The organism is Clostridium sp. (assembly GCF_026168755.1).
Taxonomy (GTDB): domain Bacteria; phylum Bacillota; class Clostridia; order Clostridiales; family Clostridiaceae; genus Clostridium.
The window spans coordinates 44,618-68,982 of record NZ_JAPFDR010000004.1; the positions used below are offsets into that span (position 1 = coordinate 44,618).

Sequence of the window (24,365 nt, forward strand, 5' to 3'; positions counted from 1 at the left end):
AAGTAAATATATAAATACTTTTATAAACTATAACTTGATTCAAGGTCTCTAATTGGTATTTTACGGAATAATACTATTTATTTCAATAAAAAAATAAGATGTTAAATAGCTTGTTCTATCTAACATCTTATTTAATACCCTTTTATACCACAATTGTTTTACCCTAAATACCATAAATAAACTATAAGAAACCTTACCCATCAGCTCCTATAAGCTTATAATTTAAATTCTCTTAATACCCTAATGTATCTTCATACTCTTTAAGTATGGCATCTTTTTCAGATGATTTTACTTCATCTTTTTTCTCTTTTACTTCCTCATTCATTTCTACAACTTTTGATTCATCAACCATATTAAACCCTCCCGCTTTATATTTTGTATACGTTTTCCAGTTATGTATTTATTATATCATATTATTTTTATTTTTCCATATATTTTTTATAATTTTCTGACTTTTTTTATTTTTAACCTATCTTCAAATCTAATAATTTACCCCTAGTTTTTATGTATTTTTTCAAAACTAGAGGTAATCTACTATGGAGTTAATATTGGTAATGATTCATTTTCTAATATGCAATATCTTACATTGTTGTTCGTTAAATTACATATATTATTTTCAAGCATAAAATTAAAAACTACCCTAACCCTTACATTATTAATTACAAAAATATGTCCATTTTCTATAATTCCTAACATATTAAAAATATTTAATGCTATATTTTGATGTTGTTGTCCAACAACAATTGTAATTACTTCTGGGCATTTACCATCTTTTCTACACTCCAAATATTCCTTATGCAATGCCCATATTATATCATTTTTATCTAAAATACTTCTTATTAAAGATATAACCTCAAATGTTCTACTTCTTTCCTTCTCAGAAATATAGGCTATCATTTCTCCTTCTATACTTCCAATTGAGTTATTCACTATACCATTAATAAGATTATAAAGATTACTAAAATATCTCTTTCTAAACTCTACAAAACTACTTTTAATTAAAAATTCACAATCACCATCATTATTTTTTAATACCTTCTTATAAACTCTTTTTTCAGTCTTATAATACTTCTTTCTTATTTCAGCAACTTTTTTCCTACATAAAATTTCTTTTAAATTACTCACTTCCTGAATGTCCGATGACATATAATTCCTCCAAATATATCACTCTTACTATAATTCTACATATGAATATTGTTTTTTATTCTAAAAAATCTACCTCCGGGGTCAATCCAATATTTGGATTGACCCCGGAGGTAGATACATTATATGGAATATTAATCTCCTACACCAAAATCGGTATTATGATATAACACTTCAATTGTTGGATAATCATCTAAATAACTATATTCCTTTCTAAACCATTGAACTAATTCTTCATCTCTTTTTATAGATGTAGTATTATTAACAAAAACATTAATTGTTCCATACTTAAAATTCTCTAAAAGTATTTCTATGTCTTTTCTAATCATTTCTTTAGTTTGTCCCTTTATTCCCACCATCAAACATACAGATTGAAACTTCTCAGAAACCTCTTTAGCATCTTTAAATTTAGCATTTTTATTAAGAAAATTATTTCTAAAATCGTAATCAAAAGTTTCAACACCAATTTTAAATATTATAGGTACATTAAAGAAATTTTTAATTTCATCTAACCTATTTCTATAGCACCAGTGACTTTCAAAAAATAATAATTTAATCTTTTTTTCATCTACTATTTTCTTTATATAATTCATAGTTTCTTTAGGTATTTCAAAGCAACTACCTGAATTAATAACTTCAAGTACTCCAAATTCACCAGTTATGTTATCTAAAACCTCTTTATTTAATCTGTTTAACTCATCTTCATCTCTTCCATTATCATCAATGTAATCACAAAAACTACATTTTCCCCAAATGCACGGGAATGCTCTTAATAAAACAATTTCTCTATTATTTTTATTTGTAATTTTATTATATCTATCCATTTTCCACTCCTCCTATTTAGTAATAGTAAGAGAGGCCTCTTCTACCTTCCAAAATAAATAGACCCCTAAGTTATTACTCAGAGGTCCTATAAACAAAACATATTCTTATTAAATTATAAAATAACATATTTATTTTATAACTAAGCCTAGTTTTTTATAGAGGGATGGTCATACGAACCTCTCCTAGTAATTCTACTAGATTTATAAATTTCTTTAATATTATATCTTGATTATTTATTTTTTACAATACTACTAATTAACATAACCATTAGAAACTGCAAAATAAATTGACCCATATATTAAAATTATGCTAAAATCATTTTGTTATTACAAATGTATATACATATGTCAATTTAAAACGGGGGATATATTAAATATGAAAAAATTTAAAGAATACTTAAATCACATATTTATTGATGGGTTAAGTGGTATGGCTTTAGGGCTATTTTCTACATTAATAATAGGTACTATATTGCAACAAATAGGTATTTTTATAGATGGAAATCTAGGTAATACTATCTTTCTTATAGGTAAACTTGCAGCATCTGCTACTTGTGCTGGAATAGGTGTTGGAGTTGCTTATAAATTTAAAGAAACTCCACTTATAGTAATTTCTGCAGCAGTATCTGGTATGATTGGTGGATTTGCAACTAAAATATTGACTGGTAATATAATGAGTGATACTGGAGTTATTACACTTGCTGGTCCTGGTGAACCATTAGGTGCTTTTATTGCTGCATTAGTAGGAATTGAAGTTGGACATCTTATTTCTGGTAAAACCAAAATAGATATAATAGTTACTCCACTTGTTAGTATTGGTATTGGTTCTACTGTTGGTTTACTTATAGGTCCTCCAATTTCAGAATTTATGACTTGGCTTGGAACAATAATAATGTTTGCTATGGAACAACAACCTTTTATTATGGGTATTTTAGTTTCAGTAATTATGGGTATCTTATTAACACTGCCTATTAGTTCTGCTGCCATTGGAGTTATATTAAATCTTGATGGAATAACTGCTGGAGCTGCTGTTGTGGGATGCTGCTGTCAAATGGTTGGTTTTGCTGTTGCAAGCTATAGAGAAAATAAATTTGGTGGTCTTCTTGCACAAGGTGTTGGTACATCAATGCTTCAAATACCTAATATAATTAAAAAACCTGTAATATGGCTACCTGCAATTATATCTAGTGCAATATTAGGTCCTATTTCTTCAACCTTCTTAAAAATGACTAATAATGCAACTGGATCAGGTATGGGATCTGCAGGATTTGTTGGACAAATTATGGCTTATCAAACAATGACAGAAACAGCATCATCAAAAATAGTTATATTACAAATAATCATAATGCACTTTGTCCTTCCAGCTCTTCTTACATTCATAATTTCCGAATTTATGCGTAAGAAAGAATGGATTAAACACGGTGATATGGCTTTAGACTTGTAAAAAATGGGTAAACCTCCGGGGATAATCCAATATATGGATTATCCCCGGAGGTTTACCCATTTTTTAACTCATTTATACATCTTCCTTTATTAGTCCAAATAGGCAAATTAACAACATATTTTTCAATTATATCTACTCCTAATTCCTTAGCTTCTTCCTCTTGAATCATACCTCTTATTTCACTTAAAATTTCATCTAAACTCTTTTCCTGTACTATAACATATAAAAACTTTAGGAATTCATCTATTTCCTCTTCTGACATAATAAAATATTTTAAAAATCTTTGTTTAAAATCCTTTGCATAACTATTATTAACTTCCCAATTACTCTTAGATAATGATAATAATTCACTTTCAGAAAACTTTCTATAATCTCTATTTTTCATTTTTCTATTAATTTCATTATAAAGATTAACATAATTATCTATATTAGAGTTAAATATAAAAACACCTTCAACAATATATTCATCACTATATTTAGAACTTTCTCTTAAAATGGTAAGTAAATACTGATGCTGGTATTCTTCATCTAAATATTGCTTGACAAATTCAATAATCTGATTTATTTCTAATAAACCATAAGCTCTAACCATCCCTCTATATAAATTTATCACCATAGTATTATTTTTAATTTTACGCCTAGCTTGGAAATCTTCTAACAATTTAATAATTTCTTGAGTTACTAATGGCATTAAGAACATCTTATTCCCTTCTTTATTTTCAACAGGAAATATTGCTCCAAGCTCAACAAAATAATCTATATAAATCTCCTCATCATTAGGAATATTATCCAAATTTCTTTCACCATCATTTTTATAATATTTTCTTAAAGCCTTAAATGCCCCCTCATCTAAAAGTTCAAATTTCTCTAATATAAGCTTTTCATAAGATGATAATAAAGCTTCTTTTAATTCTTGCTTTTTATATTTATAAACTTTACTAATACCTAAAGCTTCAGCAATCTTAACTAGCCTTTCTCTTGTCATAGCAGACAATAATTCATTTAAATCCTTAGAATATGGTGTATTTTTAAATTGTTTTTCAATTCTTTTATTATTTTCCTCTTTTACAGAGTTACATAACCTTTCCATAGCTATTAATATATTATTAAGTTCTTCATTATATTTATCTTCATCACTTTTTTTTATAAATTCATCTATATTTAAATCCTTATATCCTTTATTAACACACTCTTCACACAACCATAATTGCATATTAATATCAAAAAATACAGCATCTTTACCGCACTTCTCACATCTCTCATGCTTTTGCTTCATTAATCACGACCTCCATTTCTACCTTTCACGCTTTTATCATTATTTCCAAATAATATAAAATTTAGTCGCCCTTTATGCAAGTTTTGTGTTTTAAAAGTATAAAAGTAGTACTCTAACTATTCTTAGCTTAAGTACTACTTTATAATATTTATTTATATATTAATATTATTCTAAAATATAAACTGTTACTCATTTTATATGTAATAACCTAAAAAGTTTAAACTTATTATTTTTATATTCTCTTGGTTATTAACACTTTACATATATATTATAAACTTATATCTTCTTACTTCTTATATCCCATTATAACTAGTGCTAACACAAGTGGAATACAGGAAATTAATATAGCCTTTTTTCCTATACTTAATGAAAAAATTGAACCTATAAAAGCACCAAAACAAAATACAAATATTATAAAATAATATTGCAAGGCTACTTTTAAATGCTTCATATCTTTATTTTTTATAAAAACAACCAACTTTTCTGTTCCACTTCTTAAATTACCTGTACACATAGTCGTAGCATAAGCATTTCCATGAAATTTTCTAAAACTTTCTACTTGCATTGCACAAATTAATGAAATTAAAGTGTTTGCAATATAATCATAGGATATAAATGCTACAAGTATAAGTAAGATTATTTCTATTGCTAAAACAGCTTGTCTCCAATGTATTTTTTCATGAGCTGATAATCTATGCCTTATAATTTCAGCCAATAAAACTCCAGTTGCAAAAGCTATAATTGGAACTATATATTTAACAATATCACTTGTATTGCCTTCTATAAAGCTAATACCTAACATAACCATATTTCCTGTTTGAGCATTTGCAAATACCTTTCCCCTACATAAATAAGTATATGCATCTAAAAATCCACCTGTTAATGCTAGTAAAAAACCAACCCTTAATGATTCTGAAAATTGTTTATTCATAAATAGCCCCTATATCCCAATTCTTTTATAAATTTCTATAATAATACATTATACTACTTTTAATTGTATAATACATTCTATAATAAAAAATAAACAGAGATTTATAAATAATATTTCTCTGCTTATACAATATTTAAATATAAATATCTGAAAACTCTATATTCATCCTTGTTATCATTCCATTAAATACCTCATTATAATCTAATTTATTTAAATGATCTTCATTGCTTAAAATTGAAACTGGTAATTTTACAGTAAATTCACTTCCAACTCCAAATTCACTTTTTACATCTATTATACCGCCTTGAATATTAATTAAATCTTTTACAATAGATAATCCTATACCACTTCCCTCACTTCTCTTTCTAAGCCTATCCTCTACTTGCTTAAACCTTTCAAAAATAACTTTTAATTTATCATCTGGAATTCCAATTCCATTATCTTTTACGGTTATATTAAAAGTTTCACCACAATCTTTTAATAATACCTCTATTTTACCAGATGAATTAGTATACTTAATACTATTAGAAAGTAGGTTAAGAATTGTTCTCTCTAGCTTTTCTAAGTCAAATGCCATTATTTTTTCCTCAACATCTGTGTCAAAAATTAAAGTAATATCATTTTGCTTAGCAAATTCAGCCACAGCCATAGCTATATTTTCAATAAAATTTACTATATTATAATTTTGAGGATTATACTCATAATAACCACAATCAAATTTAGTAGAATCTATTAAATTATTAACTAACTTTAATAGACGTTTAGAGTTTTGATTTATTATTTCAATATAATTTTTTAACCTATTATTCTTTTTTAATAAATCTTTTTCTATTAACTCAATAGTTTGTAAAGAGCTAAAAATTAAGTTTAAAGGAGTTCTTAATTCATGTGATAAGTTTGCAAAAAACTCCAACCTCAATTTTTCAACTTCGCTTCTATGAGAAATATCTCTTATTATATCAATAACACCTACTAAATTACCATAACTATCTAGAAATGGTTCCTTAACAATTTCAAACTCTACTGATTTTTCATTAATTTTCACATACTCATTATATATTTTTCTACATCTATTATTAATAACCTCTAAATCTGATAGGATAGTATCTTTAGCTATATCACTTAATTTAGGAATAGTAGTAATTTTTTTACCTATAACTTCTTCTCTACTAACATTTAACCATTTTAAAAAACTATTATTGCAATCTAAATAAACCCCTTCAGTATCTCTAAGCACTACGTACTCAGACATATTGTTAGTTATATAAGCTAATGTATTACCATCATTTATTTTCTCCATCTTTCCAATTATGCTTTCAAAAACTCCTATAACTCCAATTATTTCATTATTACTATATATTGAATATCTATGAAGTAAATAAATATTACTTTTCAATTTACAAATTTCTCTACAATAGTACTTTCTTGACTTTATAAATTCTTCGCAAGATTTCGAGTACTTCTCTCCCATCTCTTCGCCATATATTTCAATATCATTTGCTCCATAAATATCCTTTTCAATATAATCAGAAAGAATTTTAAAATTTTCACTACCTCGAACATATTTATTTTCTGAATTCTTAATAAAGAAAATCTCATCTTTTCTTTGAACATCTTCTAAAAAACGTTTATCCATACAGGATTCAAAATATAATATAAAATATTCATCATTTACTTTTTGTATAGTAACTTTAATAAAGTCATTTAATTGTCTAATATATTTAGTATAAGTCAAATTATTATCATCAGAAGCTTGTACCATATTAAGAAAATTTCTATCTTCTTTATATTCTGATAAAACATCAAAAAAATCTTTACTTATAACATCTTCATAAGCCATATTTAATAATAAAAGCACTTTATCACTAATATATTTAATTTCCATATTAAAATCTTCATTTTCTAAAAATCTAAATTTACCATATATCATAGCCATAGGCATTTTTCTAAAAACCTCTTTATAATCAATCATCTTTCTACCCTCGAAATATAAAACTCTATAATTATATCTAATAAACATAACTATATTAATTAAATTAAAATTTACTTATATAATTTTAGCATTTTTTATTTAAATATAACATATTTGTAAATAAATTATATTATATTATATTTCTTTTAATATTTGCAATAAAAACTAAAAATAGTGATTATTTCATTTATAAATAATCACTATTTTACAAATTACTTTATATTAAATCGTATAAATTAAACAGATTTAATCATTTTATATAAGCTGTGGGAATAATAAGGCTCTTCTTTTTCAAACACGAAATCTAATTTTTCATAAAAACTTTTAACACCAGCATCCTTTGCTAATAAAGAGCAATTTTTATATCCTGCTTTTTTAGCACTTTCCTCTGCTAATTTTATAAGAGACTTTCCAATACCTTTACCTCTATACTCTTCTAAAGTAGCTAAGTTAGCAATATAGAATTCATTCTTCTCACACTCATTAAAATCTAATTCTAAAATAAAATCTTTTATAAACCTAATCTTATTTTTTATTCCCTTAATATATTTAATTAGCTTTATGCTTGTCTTTAAATCTAACTTTGATAATTCTTTTCCTTTTATTAATATTATAGCTCCACAGATTTTACCATCTAGCTCCGCAACTTCTACATTCTTATATGAATATCTTGAATCCTCACTTTCAACTAGCCATTTTATTCTATCAATTATTTCAACTTTACTACCATAACCCCAGACGTGCTCAGGATCATCTTCTGTTTTATAAACCAGTTCTGCAATAAATTTCGATTCTCCTTTTGTTGCTTCCCTTACCGTGAAACTTTCCATAAAAACTCCTCTTTTCTTTAAAATAATAAACTTTATATATTTATTATATTTTTTAGTAGTTATATAATTAAGGCTTTGTGGATGTTAAAATATGTACTTATATGTTAATAATTATAAAAAAACTTAATTGTAATTTGATACAAATGTACTTAATAGAACCGGAAATTACTACAATATATTTATAACTAACTTTAACTTATTTTTTTATTTTATTAGCAAAAAAAGAAGTCAAGCTTAAATTGACTTCTTTAAAAAATTTATTTTTACTTATGTTTACACTTATGCTTTACAATAAGCTCATATAATGTAGCAACTGGTGCACCAGTTCCACCCTTTGGTGTAGTATCATTTCCAGAATCAGTCCAAGAAGTTCCTGCAATATCTAAATGTAACCAAGGTTTATCCTGTACAAACTCTTCAATGAACATACCTGCAGTAATTGTTCCTCCATAACGTCCACCAGTATTTTTAAGATCTGCAAAATCACCTCTATATAACTTTTTAAAGCACTTATCATTAGGTAATCTCCAGAATTTTTCACCAGTTCTCTTTGCCGCCACTAATAACTCTTCATAAAAAGCATCATCATTACTTAATACTCCTGTTATTTCAGACCCAAGTGCTACTAATACTGCACCTGTAAGAGTTGCTACATCTACTACTTTATCTACTTTTTCCTTTTCAATAATATAAGTAATTGCATCAACTAAAGTTAATCTTCCTTCTGCATCTGTATTTAAAACCTCAATAGTTTTACCTGCCATAGAACCAATAATGTCCCCTGGCTTATAGCTTCCACCTGAAATAGCATTTTCACAAGCAGCTACAACTGCTACTACATTCTTTTGTACCTTATTTTTTGCAAGTGCCTGCATTGTTCCAATAACAGCTGCTGCTCCACCCATATCACTTTTCATAGTGTCCATAGAAGTTGATGGTTTAAGAGAATATCCACCTGTATCAAAAGTTAGTCCTTTACCTACAAGTCCTACTCTTTCATCACTGTTAGCATTACCCATATATCTCATAACAATTAATCTTGGTTTATGCACTGATCCCTTTGCAACTTCTAAGAATGCCTTCATTCCTAATTCTTCTATTTGCTTTTCATCAAATACTTCTACTTCAAATCCACTTTCTTTTCCTGCTTCTACTGCATGCTGAGCTAAAGTTTCTGGATATAATATGTTAGCAGGTTCATTTACAAGATCACGAGCTAAGATAATCCCATCTGCAACATTGCTTGCTTCAGCTATTTTCCCTTTCATCTTTTCAATCTTTTCTTTTGGTGCATCTAATATAGTTACATCTGGATTGTAGCTTACTTTATTTTTCTTATACTTATCAAACTTGTAGCTTGCTAATTTCACACCTTCAACAATAGACTTAGTAACTCCACCAGTACATAATCCATTTGCTTTTATAAAGTATATCCCAAGATCATCTATCTTTAACTTTTCAGCTTGTTTGATTCCTTTAGCAACTGCATTTATTAAGTCTGTTCTTTCTAACTCTTCATACTTTCCTAATCCTACAAAAATTTCATAAGTTAATTCTTCAGTGGTTCTGTAAAATACTTGCCCACTTTTTCCTTCAAATACTTTTTTTGATTTTAAAGTATCTACTACTTCATTTTTTGTTGGCTTATCTTCATATACAAGCGTAATAATCCCTTGGAAGCTACCAACAGCTAAATCTTTTACTTTTATCATCCTTTGATTCTCCTTTATCTATTATTTAATAACTTTTCTCTATTATACTATAAGTTTCAAAAAAATGTAATGACCTCCGGGGTGCTTACATAAAATGTAAGCACCCCGGAGGTCATTACATTTTATGTAAATACTATATAAAAATTGCTTCCTAAATCAACTTACTTTATTTCATTGATTTAGGAAGCATATATTTATCTTTTCCTATTTTTATTTAATTACTATTTTTTATTGTTATTTTTTCTTCTAAACAATAATCCGCCTCCAATAGCAGCTAATCCAGTAAATAATGTAACTAAGGCATTAGTTCCACCTGTTTGTGGTAATTTTCCTGAATTTGAAGGTTTATTTGAATTTCCACCATTACTTCCGTTATTACCACTGTTTCCATTGTTTCCACTATTTCCGTTATTATTATTTCCACCATTGTTATTATTATTGTCATTATTATTGTTATTGTTGTCATTTCCGTTATCAGAATCTGCTATAACTAATCCATCTAAAGCTGCACTTAATGACTTTTCAGCATTAGCTATCTCCTCTTCAGTTGCATTATCATCAGCATAAACTTCTTTAGCTAATTTTAATGCCTTTTCTAACTTGTTCCAAGATGAATCAGTATACTTACTTGAATCTAATCCTTCAGCTTTCTTTATTAATTCCTCTAACTTCTCCTTGCTTGGTTTTAATCTTAACTCTAAGAATGCTTTCATTAAGCTATCATAACTTTCAGAAACTTCTTTTTCCATGGCATTCTCATTTGCTATTACACCCTTAGCAACATCTAATTGTTTTTGAAGATTATCCCAAGTATTAGCTATATATTCCTTAGAATCTAATGATTCTATTTTATCTACTAATTCTTGTAATTCTGTCTTATCACCTTTTTCGAAAGATAACATTTGCATTACTTTACTTAATCTATCAAATGATTTATCTACTTGATCTTGTGTTGCAGTTCCACTTGCTAATAACTCTTCAGCTTCAGCTAGAGCTTCTTTAAACTCCTTAACTACTGCTGGAGCAACCTTATCTAATTCAGCATCTGTTATTTTCTTAGCCATTTCAACTGCAATTTCTAGGTGCTTTGTATGTTGCTCTACATCTTCTTTAACAACCTCTTTAATATATAAATTATCTAAAACTAATTCATCATATCCAGTACCCTTATTTATAGCTAAATAGTAATCATTAGCATCACCAGTTGTAAATTCATACTTAAACTCTTTTACCTCTCTGCTATATTTTGGACCATCTTCAGGTACTCCAATAACCTCTCCTGGAGTTAATACCTCTTCAAATAATGTTCCTGCAGTTGGTGAGTTAATTGATACTGTATATAAATTATCAATCTTATTAGTATACTTAAATCCTAATTCATAAGTTTTATTAGGTTCTAATTGTAATGTTGATTGATCAGTTAATAAAATATGACCTGTAGTACCTTCTTGTTGGTTAGTCTTTAATGAGAATCTATCACTTATAACCCAGTTCATGTATTGTCCACCTTCTGGATTCTTTTCAGCATAGTGAGTTCTGTTGTCAGTTGCTAAATTTTGACCCATATAGAATGGTCCATGACCTTCATCAACATTTTCAAAATCTTCATATATAACATATCCATCTCTATTTGTCTCAACAGATTCTTGTGGATTTGTCCAAATTCTAAAATCATCTAACATTACATCAGTAGCTTCTTCTGATCTTGGAATATCAACATATAACTTAGCTGTTGTAACTCCTTCAGGCACCTTGAATTCTACTCTCATTCTAGTTAATCTTTCACCATGCCATTTTAATCCTTCACCAACATTCATTCTAGTAGTTGCTCTATCAATTGTGCTTGTAGTTTCCTTTCCACCACAATCTACACCTAATGTAACTTCCCTATTTCCACTATTCTTAACCCATACTGATGCTATATAAGTTTCACCAGGTACTAAGCCTTTTAATTCTTGAGATATATTAGCACCTTCTCCATATACCTTCTCTTCTTCTGGAATCTCTACATTTTTATGAACATTTAATTCTGCTATTGAAACAAATTTGTTGACATATTCATTTGCTACTAATCTTACATGAGTAGCTTCTACTGGATCAAAAGTTATAGTCTTAAGATCTGATGATTGTGTCCAATCTCCTTCTGATACAGTTGTAAAATCTTCTCCATTAGTACTTACTTGTAATTCATATTTAGTTATTAAACCATTAGTACCTGTTTGTCTTGGAAGACAAGTAACTTTATTAATTTCTTCTTTTCCACCAAGATCTAAAGTAATACTTTGAGGTCCTGTTACACCTGAATAACTAGTATGCCATAAAGTGTCTTCTGAACCATCAATCGCTTTATCTGCCTCTTCTCCTGATTGACTGTTTGTAGCAGTTGCTGTCATTTGAGATTGTGGTATTAATGTTGGGTCCTCTTTTTCAATACCCTTAACTAAAAATACATCATTACCTTTTCTTCTATCAACATTTTCATTTTCAATACTTATATGATCCATATTATCAGTAGTTGATTTTACATTCCAATTATCAAAAGTTTGAGAGTCAAATCCTGGATCTTTTATTAAAGTTCCTTCTCCCCAAGAATCAATTCTATCTTCATTAACTTTTTCTTGGAATACTACATAAGGAGTGTTTTCCTTAGCATCAATTGTTACTTTTCCATCAACAACTTCTATTTCATCTACAAAAGTTCTTCCTAAATCTGATAATTCATATAATTTAACAGATTCAGTTCCTTCCCATCCTGTTGGAAGATCCCAAGTTGTTTCTCCTCCATATGGATTCCAGTGATATACCTTATTTTCTGCTTCATCACCTAATTGTTGCCATGTCCATGGTAAGAATAATGTAGTTTTACCTATACCTCTTTCATCAATAGTATCTTGTGCAGTAGAAGCTATAAGCTTACCATCTTGATACATATTATTGTATCCATTTTCTCTCTTAGATTCTAATCCACCTGTAAACTTAACAAATCCATTTGTACCATCGTCTTCCCATTCCATAATTTCAAAGTGTTGCATATACTTTGATGGTAAAGTTTGATTATAGAATGTTTCTATAGCATAGAATCCTTCTAAATCATGCTTAGTTCCCCATCCACTAGCTAACATATGCTTTCCACCTTTTAATAGGTCATCAGACATATATACATCTTGCTCTTGATTTCTTATAAATCTTGAAATCTTACTTGTATTACCTGTATTAGGATATGCAGGGTCTCCTCCCCAGTGAGTCCAAGCAACATCTTCATATAATGGTCCATTAAACTCTGTTGCTGCCATCCATCCTCTACTGTGTATTTCATCAGCTAACACTTTTGAATTCCAGCCTACTCCATCATAAACGTCTATATATATCCAACTTAAATCTGGATGATCAGCTTCTAATAAATCAAATCTCCTTGCAAGTTCTCCTGATACTATATCACTTCTCTTATCAACCCAATAAGCTTGGTCTACCCAGTTCCATCCCTTTTCAAATCCTGGTCTTAAGTTTTCTACTTTAAATTGGAATGCATCTAAATGATATTCTGTTAAGTTAAGATGTACACCTACTCTTGCATTATAATCTTTTCCAATCTCTATTAACTTATTAAGATCATCTTTTCCACCTTGTCTTATTCCAGTATGTCCTCCAATATCAGCCTTAGCATCATCATGACCTTCAGCTTGGAATCCCTTATGAAGAACTAATTGTCCAAATCCATCAGTATAGTTAGATAACTTTTTAATATAGTCTGCAGTTCTTAAAAATGGCATTTGAGTTAATGATCCTATATTAAATGGAATATAAGAGAAGCTATTTCTTACATAATCAGCACCTTCAACTTCTTCCATGTTTTCTCTATACTTAATAGCAGCATCTTGCCAAGTTACTTTTCCATTATTATTAGTATCTCTGGCAATCATAATTTCAGACCATGGTAATTCTTCTGGCTCAAATGGAACTACATCATTACTAGTATTAGAATTAAGATTTAATTTTACTTTTGTAGTACCATCTTCAGCTAAATTAGCTTTAATTAATTCACCAGTTTCTTGACTAACTCCTATCATATTAAGAGAATCTTGTTCTCCTTGAGCTGGAACACTACCACTTGTATTATTAATACAAATTATATATGCAGCTCCTGCATTTCTTGCATTTATTCCTTTTTCTACAAAAGTTTGAGTTCCTCTATCTACTATAGCTACTTTTCCTTTTAAATCTTTTCCTTCAAAATCTTCTACTCCACCTAAACCACAGTAAACAGCATCAAACTCTTTACCCATATATTTATTTATTGAATTACCACTTTGTATAATTACTTGAGTACCATCTAACTCATTTTCTTCAGTTATATCTACTCCAGCAATTTGTCCAACAAATTTTGCTTGTGATGATTCTTTAAGTGATTCTCTATAAGTCCATCTTCCATTTGCTATAGATGCTTTCTTATATCCATCTTCTTGCTCAACACTTATAATAGCCTTATTTCCACTTTCTATTAAATTATTATTTAAAGTAACAGCAAAATCATCATTGTTTATCATTCCATAAATTTTAGAATAATTTCCTAATGCTTTATCTGCTACAGAGCTAAACTCTTCTTTAACATCATTTCTATTTCCTTGAGTTGATACCCCTGCTAATTGACCATTTTCACTATCCTTTACAGAAGCTAAACTATGTCCAGGGAAATTTAAAGTTTTAACTATAAAATCTCCATTTTCTTTAATATCAGTTACTTCCATTCTTAAAACATCATCTTTAGTAAAACTCATTTCTAATTCAATAACTACATCAATTTCCTCAAAAGTCATTGTGTATTCAACTTTATCTCCCCTAAGCCTTCCTTTAACTTTAGGTACATATGGAATATCATTTATTTCAGCAATATATAATTGTTCTTCACTACCAGTTAATACTGCACCATCAGATTTCCATTCATATCTAATTACTCTTGGGAAATTATTATCTAAAACTGCTGTCATCTTTTTAGATTCTAATTTTATTTCATCAACCTCTACATCTGGTGGAACTAATCCTGTAGAAGATTCAGTTACAGTTACATTTGCAACAGCTTTTATATCTGTTCCTTCAACAGTACCTTCAACCTTAAACTCTCCTACTTTTGCATATTTATCTTTTGATATACTATCCCACTTAACAGGAAGAGTTCCTTTTGTTTCATCATCATAAGTTACATTAACAGTATTAGGCATTACAGGTTTAATATATTGTTCAGTGCTTATATTCACTTCTTCAATTGATGATATAGTTTTTTCACCAACTTCATCTGTAATTGACCCTACAGCTCCAGCCTTAAGATAATTTACCTTTATAGTTTTTTGATCATACCATGTTCTAAATCCAACTCCATAACCTTGAGATGTTGGCATATTATCTATTTCTACTTCTTCACTAAATATTTGTTCACCATCAACCCAAATAGTTATCTTTTTCCCTTCAAATCTAACCTTTAACTTATATGTTTGTCCCTCTTTAAGCGTTGGACCTGCTATACCATCTTTCCAAGCTGAACTAGATTCTATTAGCCATTTTCCATTATCGTTATATCCTACAAATAAAAAATTTCCATCTGTTGATGGTCTTACAACAACACCAAATCTACTACTTCCATCTTCTAAAGTAAATTCTGTTTCAACTTCTCCATCTGCCAGCATAGGAGCATTTTGATCATAAAAAACAAAATTATTGTTTGTATTACCTCTAGTTATTTTTAAATATCCGTCTTCTATAACTCTCTCTCCATTACCTTGAATGTCATGCCAATCAGGTTGTCCCTTGTCAGTTTCATCAAAATTTAATGTATAAACATCATCATTTGAAACTGCAACACCCTCACTCAAGATATCGTTTACATCATTTCCAATAGCATATACTGGAACAACTGATGCAACTTGATTAACAACAACAGCGCTTGCTAATAATACAGCTAATCTTTTACTCATAGCTCTTCCCTTCATATCTTTAGCCATTTTTTCTCCCCCTTATAACCTTTTGTTTCACTTTTACAACTATAATTTTATAGTAATTGCTATTTATTTCATATATTTTTATTGGGTAATGTTTTATATATATTGCTAATTTACACATTATACTTATATAATTTACAAAAAATGTAACTACCTCAGATATAAATCCAATATATTGATTTACATCTGAGACAGTTACATTTTTTACTACTTATATTATTCTATTACTCCACCTTCAACAACTATTTCTTGTGGATCTATGCTATCACCATATACAGGTAACAATGTCTTCTTATAATCATTTAAAAAGAATTCTTCACCAGCTAAACTTTTAATTTCATCATTAATCCAATTTAATAATTCAGTATTTCCCTTTTGTACAGCTGGTGCAATTGTATCTATATTACCAATACTTTCAATACCTGTAGTAAAACCTTCATTTTGATTTGACCAAGCTAATGCTTCTGTGTTATCTGTTGCAAAAGCATCTCCCCTACCATCCAATAGTGCATCATAAGCTTCTTGATATTCATCATATTTAACAAGCTTTAATTCAGGATAAGTTTCTGAGAAATATGTTTCTGCAGTTGTTCCTTTTACAACAATTATATCTTTACCTTCTAACTGGTCAGCATCAGTAATTAATGCATTATCAGGTGATACTATCCCTAATGCCACCTTCATATAAGGTAATGCAAAATCAACAGCTTCTTTACGTTCATCAGTTACAGTAAAATTTGCTAAAATAACATCTACTTTACCTGATTTTAAATACTCAACTCTACTTGCAGCTTCAACATAAACAAATTCAACAGCATCTTCACTTCCTAATAAATCTTTACCTATTCTCTTTGCAAATTCTACATCATAGCCTTGAACCTCTCCATTTGAATCAACATATCCAAAAGGATTTTTATCACTAAATACCCCAATTCTTATTTTTCCATCCTTCTTAATTTCATCTAAAGTTCTTGCCTTTGCATTTCCTGTATTATCACTTGTCCCATTCTCAGTAGTATTTCCAGTACTATTTTTAGTAGAACCACAACCTACCAAAGTCCCTATAATAATTATAGCTGATAAAAATACTGCAATTAACTTTTTCATTATAAAAGCCCCCTTAATTTTTATATTTAATACTAATAATAAATTAATTATTATCTATTATTAATTTTTAGACATTTCCATATATACTTAGAATTATTTTGTTGTAACTTCTTGTACACTTTCATAAGTAAAGGTATTAAGAAACTGCTTTGCTCTGTTAGTCTTAGGATTAGTAAAAAACTCCTCTGGCGGTGCTTCTTCAATAATATGTCCACCATCAATAAAAATAACTCTATCAGCTACAGCCCTAGCAAACTCCATTTCATGTGTTACAATTACCATAGTCATTCCATCTCTTGCAAGCTCTAATACAACTTGAAGAACCTCTCTTACCATTTCTGGATCTAAAGCTGCCGTTATTTCATCTAATAATAATATTTGTGGATGCATAATTAAAGATCGTACAATAGCAACTCTTTGTTTTTGACCTCCTGATAACTGCCTTGGATAATCATTTTTTCTATCTAAAAGTCCAACTCTATCTAAAAGTTTTTCAGCTTCTACTTTTACCTCTTCCTTTTTTCTATTTTGAACTAAAGTAGGTGCCAAAATTAAATTTTTCATTATATTCATATTTGGAAATAACTCATAGCTTTGAAATACCATTCCTATTTTTTCACGTATTTCATTTACCTTATTATTTTCAGATGATATTTCCTTTCCATTTAAAATAATCTTACCTGAATCTATCTCTTCAAGCTTATTTAAACATCTTAAAAATGTGCTTTTCCCACATCCTGAAGGCCCTATAACAACAACTACTTCTCCTTTTTCTAGTGAAAATGAAAGATTATTTAATACTACCTTTTCCTTATTATATGATTTTGTCAAATTTTCAACTTCTAATATTTTTTTAGTCATACTAACTTTTTACCCTCCTTTCTAATACTTCTGATAACTTTGAAAATGGAAAACAAATAATAAAATACATTATAAATATTGCTCCATATACCCAAAGTGCTGAATCCTGTATTACATATCTATTTGCATCTATTATCTGCTTACCAACTTTAACAACTTCAACTACTCCAATAAGTACTACTAAAGATGTAGTCTTAATCATTCTTGTTAATAAATTCATTGCAGATGGAACTAATGGCCTAATAGTTTGAGGTATTATAATATGTATAAATACCTGTGGCTTTGTCATTGCTAAAGCAAATCCAGTTTCATATTGATGCTTTGGTACTGAAATAATTGCACTTCTTACTAAGTCTCCCATTTCTGCTGTTCCCCAAAAAGTAAATACTATTATTGCTGCAGCTTCCCCTGAAAAATTTATACCTATATTCTTTGCTGCACCAAAGTATACTAAAAATAGTAAAACAAGCTGTGGCATTATTCTTACAATTTCTAAATATATCCTACAAAGTAATCTAACTATCTTATTTTTACTAGTCATTATTACTCCCATCAAAATTCCAAAGCCTACTGACAGTAACATAGATATTAATGCTATTCTTAATGATACCCATATGCCCTGACATAAACGTAAAAAATTGTTACCTTCAAATAGTACTCGAATTCCCAAATCCTGCATAACGTACTCTCCTTTCTATTACTGTACAAATTAATGAAATTGGAAGTAAAATTATTAAATATGCTATTACTAACATAAGTAATGCTTCATCTATCTTGTAATAAACTCCAATTAAATCCTTTGCTACAAACATTAAATCTGCTAAAGCAACAGCACTAAACACTGAAGTTTCTTTTATTAAAAAAATAAAATTAGCACATAAAACAGGTACTGAAGTTTCAAAGGCTTGGGGCAATGCTATGTGCCAAAACACTTGCATTTTTGTCATTCCTAAACTTAATGCTGATTCATACTGTACTACAGATACATTTTCAATTCCTGAACGAAATGCCTCTGCCATATAACTTCCTCCTAAAAAAGCTAGTCCCACAATTCCACAAGCCTCTGAACTTAATGTAATTCCTATCTTTGGCAAACCAAAGTATAAGAAAAATAATTGAATTAATAATGGTGTATTTCTTGATAGCTCAATATATATTGATACTATAGTCTTTAACACTGGTATTTTAATAGTCTTAATTAAGCTACATATAATTCCAATAATTAAGGATAGTAATATTCCTATAGCTGCAATTCTAATAGTTAAAATTCCAGCTTCAATATATAAATGATAATGTGTCTGAATAAAATTAATATCCAATTTACCCTCTCCCAATTAATAATATTATGATTATATAATTTATTATCTTCTCTATTATTTTGTTCATTGGATTTTAAATTAATTGTTGCTTCATATAGCGGAGCTCTTTCAAATGTATCCCCCTTCATTAAAGAGCATATATTACCTTTCCGCATCACTAGTTAAGTTTGAAACCAAACCTGTACTTATAATAATATCCAAAGCTATTTGTTCTAATTCATATGATGTAGTGTTATTTCTGCAATCTTCTAAAGCCTTAACAGAAAAAGATAATAATAATCTCTAAAAGTATCATCAGCATTATACATTACTGCAAAAATAATATCTGCATCCTTAACTTTTGTGTTATTTAGTAAAGCTTCTACATTTTCATAGGAAGAATTTCCTCCATACCAAATAATACTATAATATCTTAATTTGCAGAACAAAAAAAACAGTATCTCAATTTAAATAACAAGATACTGTTTTTTTAATGTATTTAGATTTACCTATTTTTCTTTACTCCAATCAATAACTACAACAGGTTTTATTAAATCTGCTGGTTTATCCTTCATAAGCATTAAAGCTTCTTCAATTTTATCGAAACCTTCAAATTTATGAGTTATAAGTTTGCTAGTATCAATCTTTTTAGTTACTAATAAATTTGCCATTTTTTCCATCTTTAATCTTCCACCAGGAGTAAGACCTGCATTTATTTTCTTATGGCCCATACCAACTCCCCATTCAACTCTTGGTATCTTAATAAATTCGCCCTCTCCTAGATAATTTACATTACCTATACTTCCTCCAGCTTTTAACATTTTTATAGCTTGTGCAAAAGTATCAACATCTCCACCAGCTATTATAACCTTATCTACACCTTTTCCATTTGTTTTAGCAAGAACTTGTTCAACTATATCTCCTTGCTTGTAATTTATTATTTCTGTTGCTCCATATTCCTTTGCTATTTTAACACAGTTAGGTCTAGATCCTACTGCAAATATATGAGATGCTCCCATTTTATTTGCCCCTTGAACTGCCATTAATCCAACTGGTCCTATTCCAATAACACAAACACTATCTCCTAATTTAATATCAGCTAACTCTGCTCCATGGAAACCTGTTACTACCATATCGCATAACATAACTGCTTCAGCTGGATCAATTCCATCTGGTAAAAGTGCAAGATTAGCATCTGCTTCATTTACATGGAATTTTTCAGCAAATACACCATCCTTAAAATTAGAAAACTTCCAACCTGCAAGCATACCACCTGAATGCTGAGCATATCCATTTTGCGCTTCTATTGATCCCCAATCTGGAGTAATAGCTGGTACTATTACCTTATCACCAACTTTAAAATCTTTAACTAGTTGTCCAACTTCTACAATTTCACCAACAGCTTCATGGCCTAATATCATATCATGCCTTTCTCCAATAGCTCCAGCCCAAACAGTGTGTATATCAGATGTACATGGTGCTACTGCTATTGGTCTAACAATAGCATCTAATGGCCCACATACTGGTTCTTCTTTTTCAATCCACCCTGTTTTTCCTATCCCTAACATTGCAAACCCTCTCATAATTAACAACTCCTTTATATTATTTTTTTACATTGACTAACACAATCCCCCTTATAAACGTTTTCACATTGATGTGTTTTAATTATTTAATATTACTATAAATGTTAAGTTAGAACAATTTTACAGTAATATTTTAACATATTTATTTATATATAGAAACCCTTTAATTAATTTACAAACAAGTTTTTTATTATTTCTATTCTTTGCAAAAATATATTATATTTAATAGAATATAACTAAATTTAGCATTCTAGTTAATATTGCCTCATATAAAAAATACACACTATATATTTCTAATTTAACCATTATAATTACAAATAATGTAATAACCTCAGAGGTCAATCCAATATATGGATTTACCTCTCAGGTTGAATAAAAAGGCAATTAACTTAAATTTCACAAATATATTAATCTCTTATTTTTATACAATTAAATGTTTTTAATAATATTAAATACACAGTTCCAACACAGCTAACAGCTATTATTGTATTTACTTCAATCACTAAAGTATTATGTGTCAACACACTCCAAATTAACCTTCCAAATATAGCTGATATTATGCCAAAAATCATAGGCATAACTACCCAATTTAATAAATTTATTTTAATATTTGTAACCTTAACTACTGTAAAAAAGTTTAAAGTAAAACTAAATATTGTAGATATAAATATTACTATAATTAATCCTTCTATTCCTTTTATAGGCACTAAAAAATATATTCCTAAAATCTTTAATATAGATTCCATAATCTGATATTCCAATGATTTTACCTGCTCATTTAATCCATTTAAAATTCCTCCCATAATCATATCAAGGTACATAAATGGAATTATAAAAGAAATAACCTTAAAAATCATTCCTATATCTTGCCTATTATAAATAGCCATAGATAGTTCATTATAAAATGTAAAAAATATAAAAAAGGATATAATGCCTATTATACTTGTAAATGCAATACTTCTATTAATTATACTATTTAATCTTTCCTTATTATTAATAGCTCTAGCTCTAGAAATCTCTGGCATCAAAACCATTGCTAATGACATAAGTAATGTTGCTGGAAACATTATTATAGGAAACACCATCCCCATAACTCCGCCTAATGCACTTATGGCCTCACTTTCAGACATTCCAAACTTTATAAGTGATAGTGGTATTAATATCATTTGAACAGTACTAAATATAGACATAAGATATGAATTAGCAGCTATAGGCACAGATATTTTAAATAATCTTTTAGTCAATCCCTTTGTATTTTCTTTGATAGTAATTAAATATCTACTTTCCTTATTGTCCAACTTATATGCTATAAATACATAAAAACAAGATAATATATCACTTATTGCAGCTCCCAATACAAGAACAGCACAACCATATTCTAAGTTTATTGATACTGCTAAGTCTAATAATAATATTATTACTGAAATTTTAATAAACTCTTCTGCAAGCTGAGTTGTTATTGGTATAAAAATATCTCTAACAGCATAAAAATACCCCTTTAAGCATGCTGATATTGAAATAAAAGGAATACTTGCTGCAAATATTTTTAATGAAAGTATTACTCTTGTGTCTTTTAAAAATAATGATGCTATATCTTTTGAAAAAACACTTAATATAATGCAAGCTGTTATTCCTAATACTCCGCATATTGTACATGCTTTAAACATTACATACTTTACATTATTATACTCTTTTTTTGATACTTCTTCTGCTACAATCCTAGTTACTGCTGAACTTACTCCTGAAGTTGCAAAAGTTATTGCAATCATACTTACTGTACCAATAAGCTTATATAATCCCATTCCTTCTGTACCAATTCCATTAGATATGTATACATTAAATACAACACCTATACTTCTCATTATCATCATTGTAGCAGTTAGTAATATTGTATTTATAAATAAGTTTTCTTTTTTTCTTTCCATATAGTACCTCTTTTATTATTCTATATATACTATATGTTAAGCATTTATAATAAATTACTTATATCAACTTCTATATTTTCATTATATACTTAATCATCATATATATTTTTAAGCTTCTCTATATATACCAAAGAATACTACAAAAAGAGTAGATAGATTTGTTTTTTACACAAATCTATCTACTCTCCTTATTTTTGCACTAAATTAACTATTAAAATAAACCTCTTAAACATCAAATTATCTATTATTTCATATTAAATTCTATTCCATACCTGCTTCTTTATTAATAATCTCCCAAAACTCTTTTTCAGTAATTATTTCTATTCCAAGTTGCTTAGCCTTTTCTAACTTACTTTTCCCTGCCTCTTCACCTATAACAAGCATATTGGTTTTACCACTTATACTTGTTGGAGAATCTGCTCCATACCTTATAGCCATAGCTCTCATTTCTGCCCTACTTTTAGACATATCACCAGTAAAAACTATTTTCTTTTTACCAAATATATCTTTTATTAAATTATTTTTAGCAAACTCAATCATTTCCTTTTCTTCTGCAACTTTTTCCTTATCCTTTGCAAACTTTCTAAATCTATTAGGTTTTACTGTGATTTCACTATCACTTTTACTTTCTTTATTATCCTTCTTTGCAGTTGAGCTTAATGTTTGTGTAGTTAAAGCTGACCATCTTTCTGGCTTTATAACTTTCAATAATTCTAATAAATCTAAAACATCTTGTAATGCATTATGAGCTTGTCTTTTTTTAATATTGTAATACTCTAATAAATTAACTAATTTATATGATGGCAAAATCTCTTTTTGCTTTATTGTATTCATGCTACAATAAAATTCCTGCTTATCTTCAACCCATCCCCAATATCTTAAAAAGTTTCTATCAAAACTTGCATTATGAGCTACTAAAGGATATTTATACTTTTTAATTAAGTCTTTAAACTTTTTCTTAAGTTCTTCATTTTCTTCAATAGCTTCTAATCCATCACCATATCCATTTTTATATTTTTCTTGATCAGTAATTACTGCTAAGTGTAAAGTATCTATTACTCTATAATCCTCAACAACAACTGCTGCTACTTCTCTAATTCCATCAGCAGGACTAAAACTTCTTGGTGTTTCTATGTCTACAATAATAAATCTTTCTTTTTTCTGCATATCTATTAAGTAATCTGGATGTATGCTATGTAACTCACCATTTATATCTAATATTATTTCATTGTTATCTACTATTCCAACAACATCACATTCTACAGCATCTTTTGTATATGCTCCTTTATAATATAATGTTTTAACTTCATTAGCTTTAGGACTAATTATTTTTAACTCTTTTAAAATTTCTATTTTGTCTTCTTGTGACTTAAATTTTCTCCACACTCTTTTTGGACTTATCATAACTTTATACCTCTACTCTAATTTTAATAATCTTTCTATAATTTCATTTATAACATATATTTTTT

At 28.4% G+C, this 24,365-nt stretch carries 17 protein-coding genes and 1 riboswitch; of the genes, 1 reads left to right on the forward strand and 16 read right to left on the reverse strand.

Translation table 11 applies throughout. From position 1 onward, the window contains the following. Positions 1-534: 534 nt before the first annotated feature. Positions 535-1,146: a hypothetical protein gene (locus tag Q0Y03_RS02870; protein WP_297712331.1), complete on the reverse strand. Its 612-nt coding sequence runs from the start codon at positions 1,144-1,146 to the stop codon at positions 535-537. Positions 1,147-1,277: 131 nt separating this feature from the next. Further along, positions 1,278-1,967: a radical SAM protein gene (locus Q0Y03_RS02875; protein WP_297712332.1), complete on the reverse strand. Its 690-nt coding sequence runs from the start codon at positions 1,965-1,967 to the stop codon at positions 1,278-1,280. A 140-nt stretch (positions 1,968-2,107) separates the two neighbouring features. Next, positions 2,108-2,154: riboswitch (PreQ1 riboswitch) on the reverse strand. A gap of 189 nt (positions 2,155-2,343) precedes the next feature. On the opposite strand from Q0Y03_RS02875, the gene Q0Y03_RS02880 reads away from it, so the two are divergent. Continuing rightward, positions 2,344-3,411 carry a PTS sugar transporter subunit IIC gene (locus Q0Y03_RS02880; RefSeq protein ID WP_297712333.1) on the forward strand — a complete coding sequence of 356 codons (1,068 nt, stop codon included), beginning with the start codon at positions 2,344-2,346 and terminating at the stop codon, positions 3,409-3,411. 52 nt (positions 3,412-3,463) lie between these two features. Here Q0Y03_RS02880 and Q0Y03_RS02885 read toward each other — a convergent pair whose 3' ends face one another. From Q0Y03_RS02885 to Q0Y03_RS02950, 14 genes are all read right to left on the reverse strand, one after another. Beyond that, positions 3,464-4,687, reverse strand: a complete 1,224-nt coding sequence (locus Q0Y03_RS02885; RefSeq protein WP_297712334.1) for a hypothetical protein — start codon at positions 4,685-4,687, stop codon at positions 3,464-3,466. Positions 4,688-4,973: 286 nt separating this feature from the next. After that, a complete protein-coding gene (locus tag Q0Y03_RS02890) occupies positions 4,974-5,618 on the reverse strand; it encodes a YoaK family protein (RefSeq protein WP_297712335.1) in 645 nt (214 codons plus the stop codon). A 133-nt stretch (positions 5,619-5,751) separates the two neighbouring features. Next, positions 5,752-7,590, reverse strand: a complete 1,839-nt coding sequence (locus Q0Y03_RS02895; protein WP_297712336.1) for an ATP-binding protein — start codon at positions 7,588-7,590, stop codon at positions 5,752-5,754. A gap of 236 nt (positions 7,591-7,826) precedes the next feature. After that, positions 7,827-8,420, reverse strand: a complete 594-nt coding sequence (locus tag Q0Y03_RS02900) for a GNAT family N-acetyltransferase (protein ID WP_297712337.1) — start codon at positions 8,418-8,420, stop codon at positions 7,827-7,829. 263 nt (positions 8,421-8,683) lie between these two features. Then, entirely contained in the window at positions 8,684-10,132 is a 1,449-nt protein-coding gene (locus Q0Y03_RS02905; RefSeq protein ID WP_297712338.1) for a leucyl aminopeptidase, read from the reverse strand. A 221-nt stretch (positions 10,133-10,353) separates the two neighbouring features. Continuing rightward, a complete protein-coding gene (locus Q0Y03_RS02910) occupies positions 10,354-16,125 on the reverse strand; it encodes an endo-alpha-N-acetylgalactosaminidase family protein (RefSeq protein WP_297712339.1) in 5,772 nt (1,923 codons plus the stop codon). A gap of 213 nt (positions 16,126-16,338) precedes the next feature. After that, positions 16,339-17,229 (reverse strand): cysteine ABC transporter substrate-binding protein, encoded by an 891-nt coding sequence (locus Q0Y03_RS02915; RefSeq protein WP_297712340.1) that lies wholly within the window; start codon positions 17,227-17,229, stop codon positions 16,339-16,341. Positions 17,230-17,322: 93 nt separating this feature from the next. Further along, entirely contained in the window at positions 17,323-18,090 is a 768-nt protein-coding gene (locus Q0Y03_RS02920) for an amino acid ABC transporter ATP-binding protein (RefSeq protein WP_297712341.1), read from the reverse strand. Position 18,091: 1 nt separating this feature from the next. After that, a complete protein-coding gene (locus Q0Y03_RS02925; RefSeq protein WP_297712342.1) occupies positions 18,092-18,769 on the reverse strand; it encodes an amino acid ABC transporter permease in 678 nt (225 codons plus the stop codon). Beyond that, positions 18,738-19,409: an amino acid ABC transporter permease gene (locus Q0Y03_RS02930; RefSeq protein ID WP_297712343.1), complete on the reverse strand. Its 672-nt coding sequence runs from the start codon at positions 19,407-19,409 to the stop codon at positions 18,738-18,740. Before Q0Y03_RS02930 ends, Q0Y03_RS02925 begins: the two co-directional genes overlap by 32 nt. A gap of 248 nt (positions 19,410-19,657) precedes the next feature. Further along, the gene (locus tag Q0Y03_RS15495; RefSeq protein ID WP_363318704.1) at positions 19,658-19,837 is read right to left on the reverse strand and encodes a hypothetical protein; all 180 of its coding nucleotides are present in this window, start codon (positions 19,835-19,837) and stop codon (positions 19,658-19,660) included. 60 nt (positions 19,838-19,897) lie between these two features. Continuing rightward, entirely contained in the window at positions 19,898-20,971 is a 1,074-nt protein-coding gene (locus Q0Y03_RS02940) for an NAD(P)-dependent alcohol dehydrogenase (protein WP_297712344.1), read from the reverse strand. A gap of 407 nt (positions 20,972-21,378) precedes the next feature. Next, positions 21,379-22,896, reverse strand: coding sequence for an oligosaccharide flippase family protein (locus Q0Y03_RS02945; protein ID WP_297712345.1), 1,518 nt, complete (start codon positions 22,894-22,896; stop codon positions 21,379-21,381). 261 nt (positions 22,897-23,157) lie between these two features. Beyond that, the gene (locus tag Q0Y03_RS02950) at positions 23,158-24,300 is read right to left on the reverse strand and encodes a BRCT domain-containing protein (protein WP_297712346.1); all 1,143 of its coding nucleotides are present in this window, start codon (positions 24,298-24,300) and stop codon (positions 23,158-23,160) included. Between the last annotated feature and the right edge of the window lie 65 nt (positions 24,301-24,365).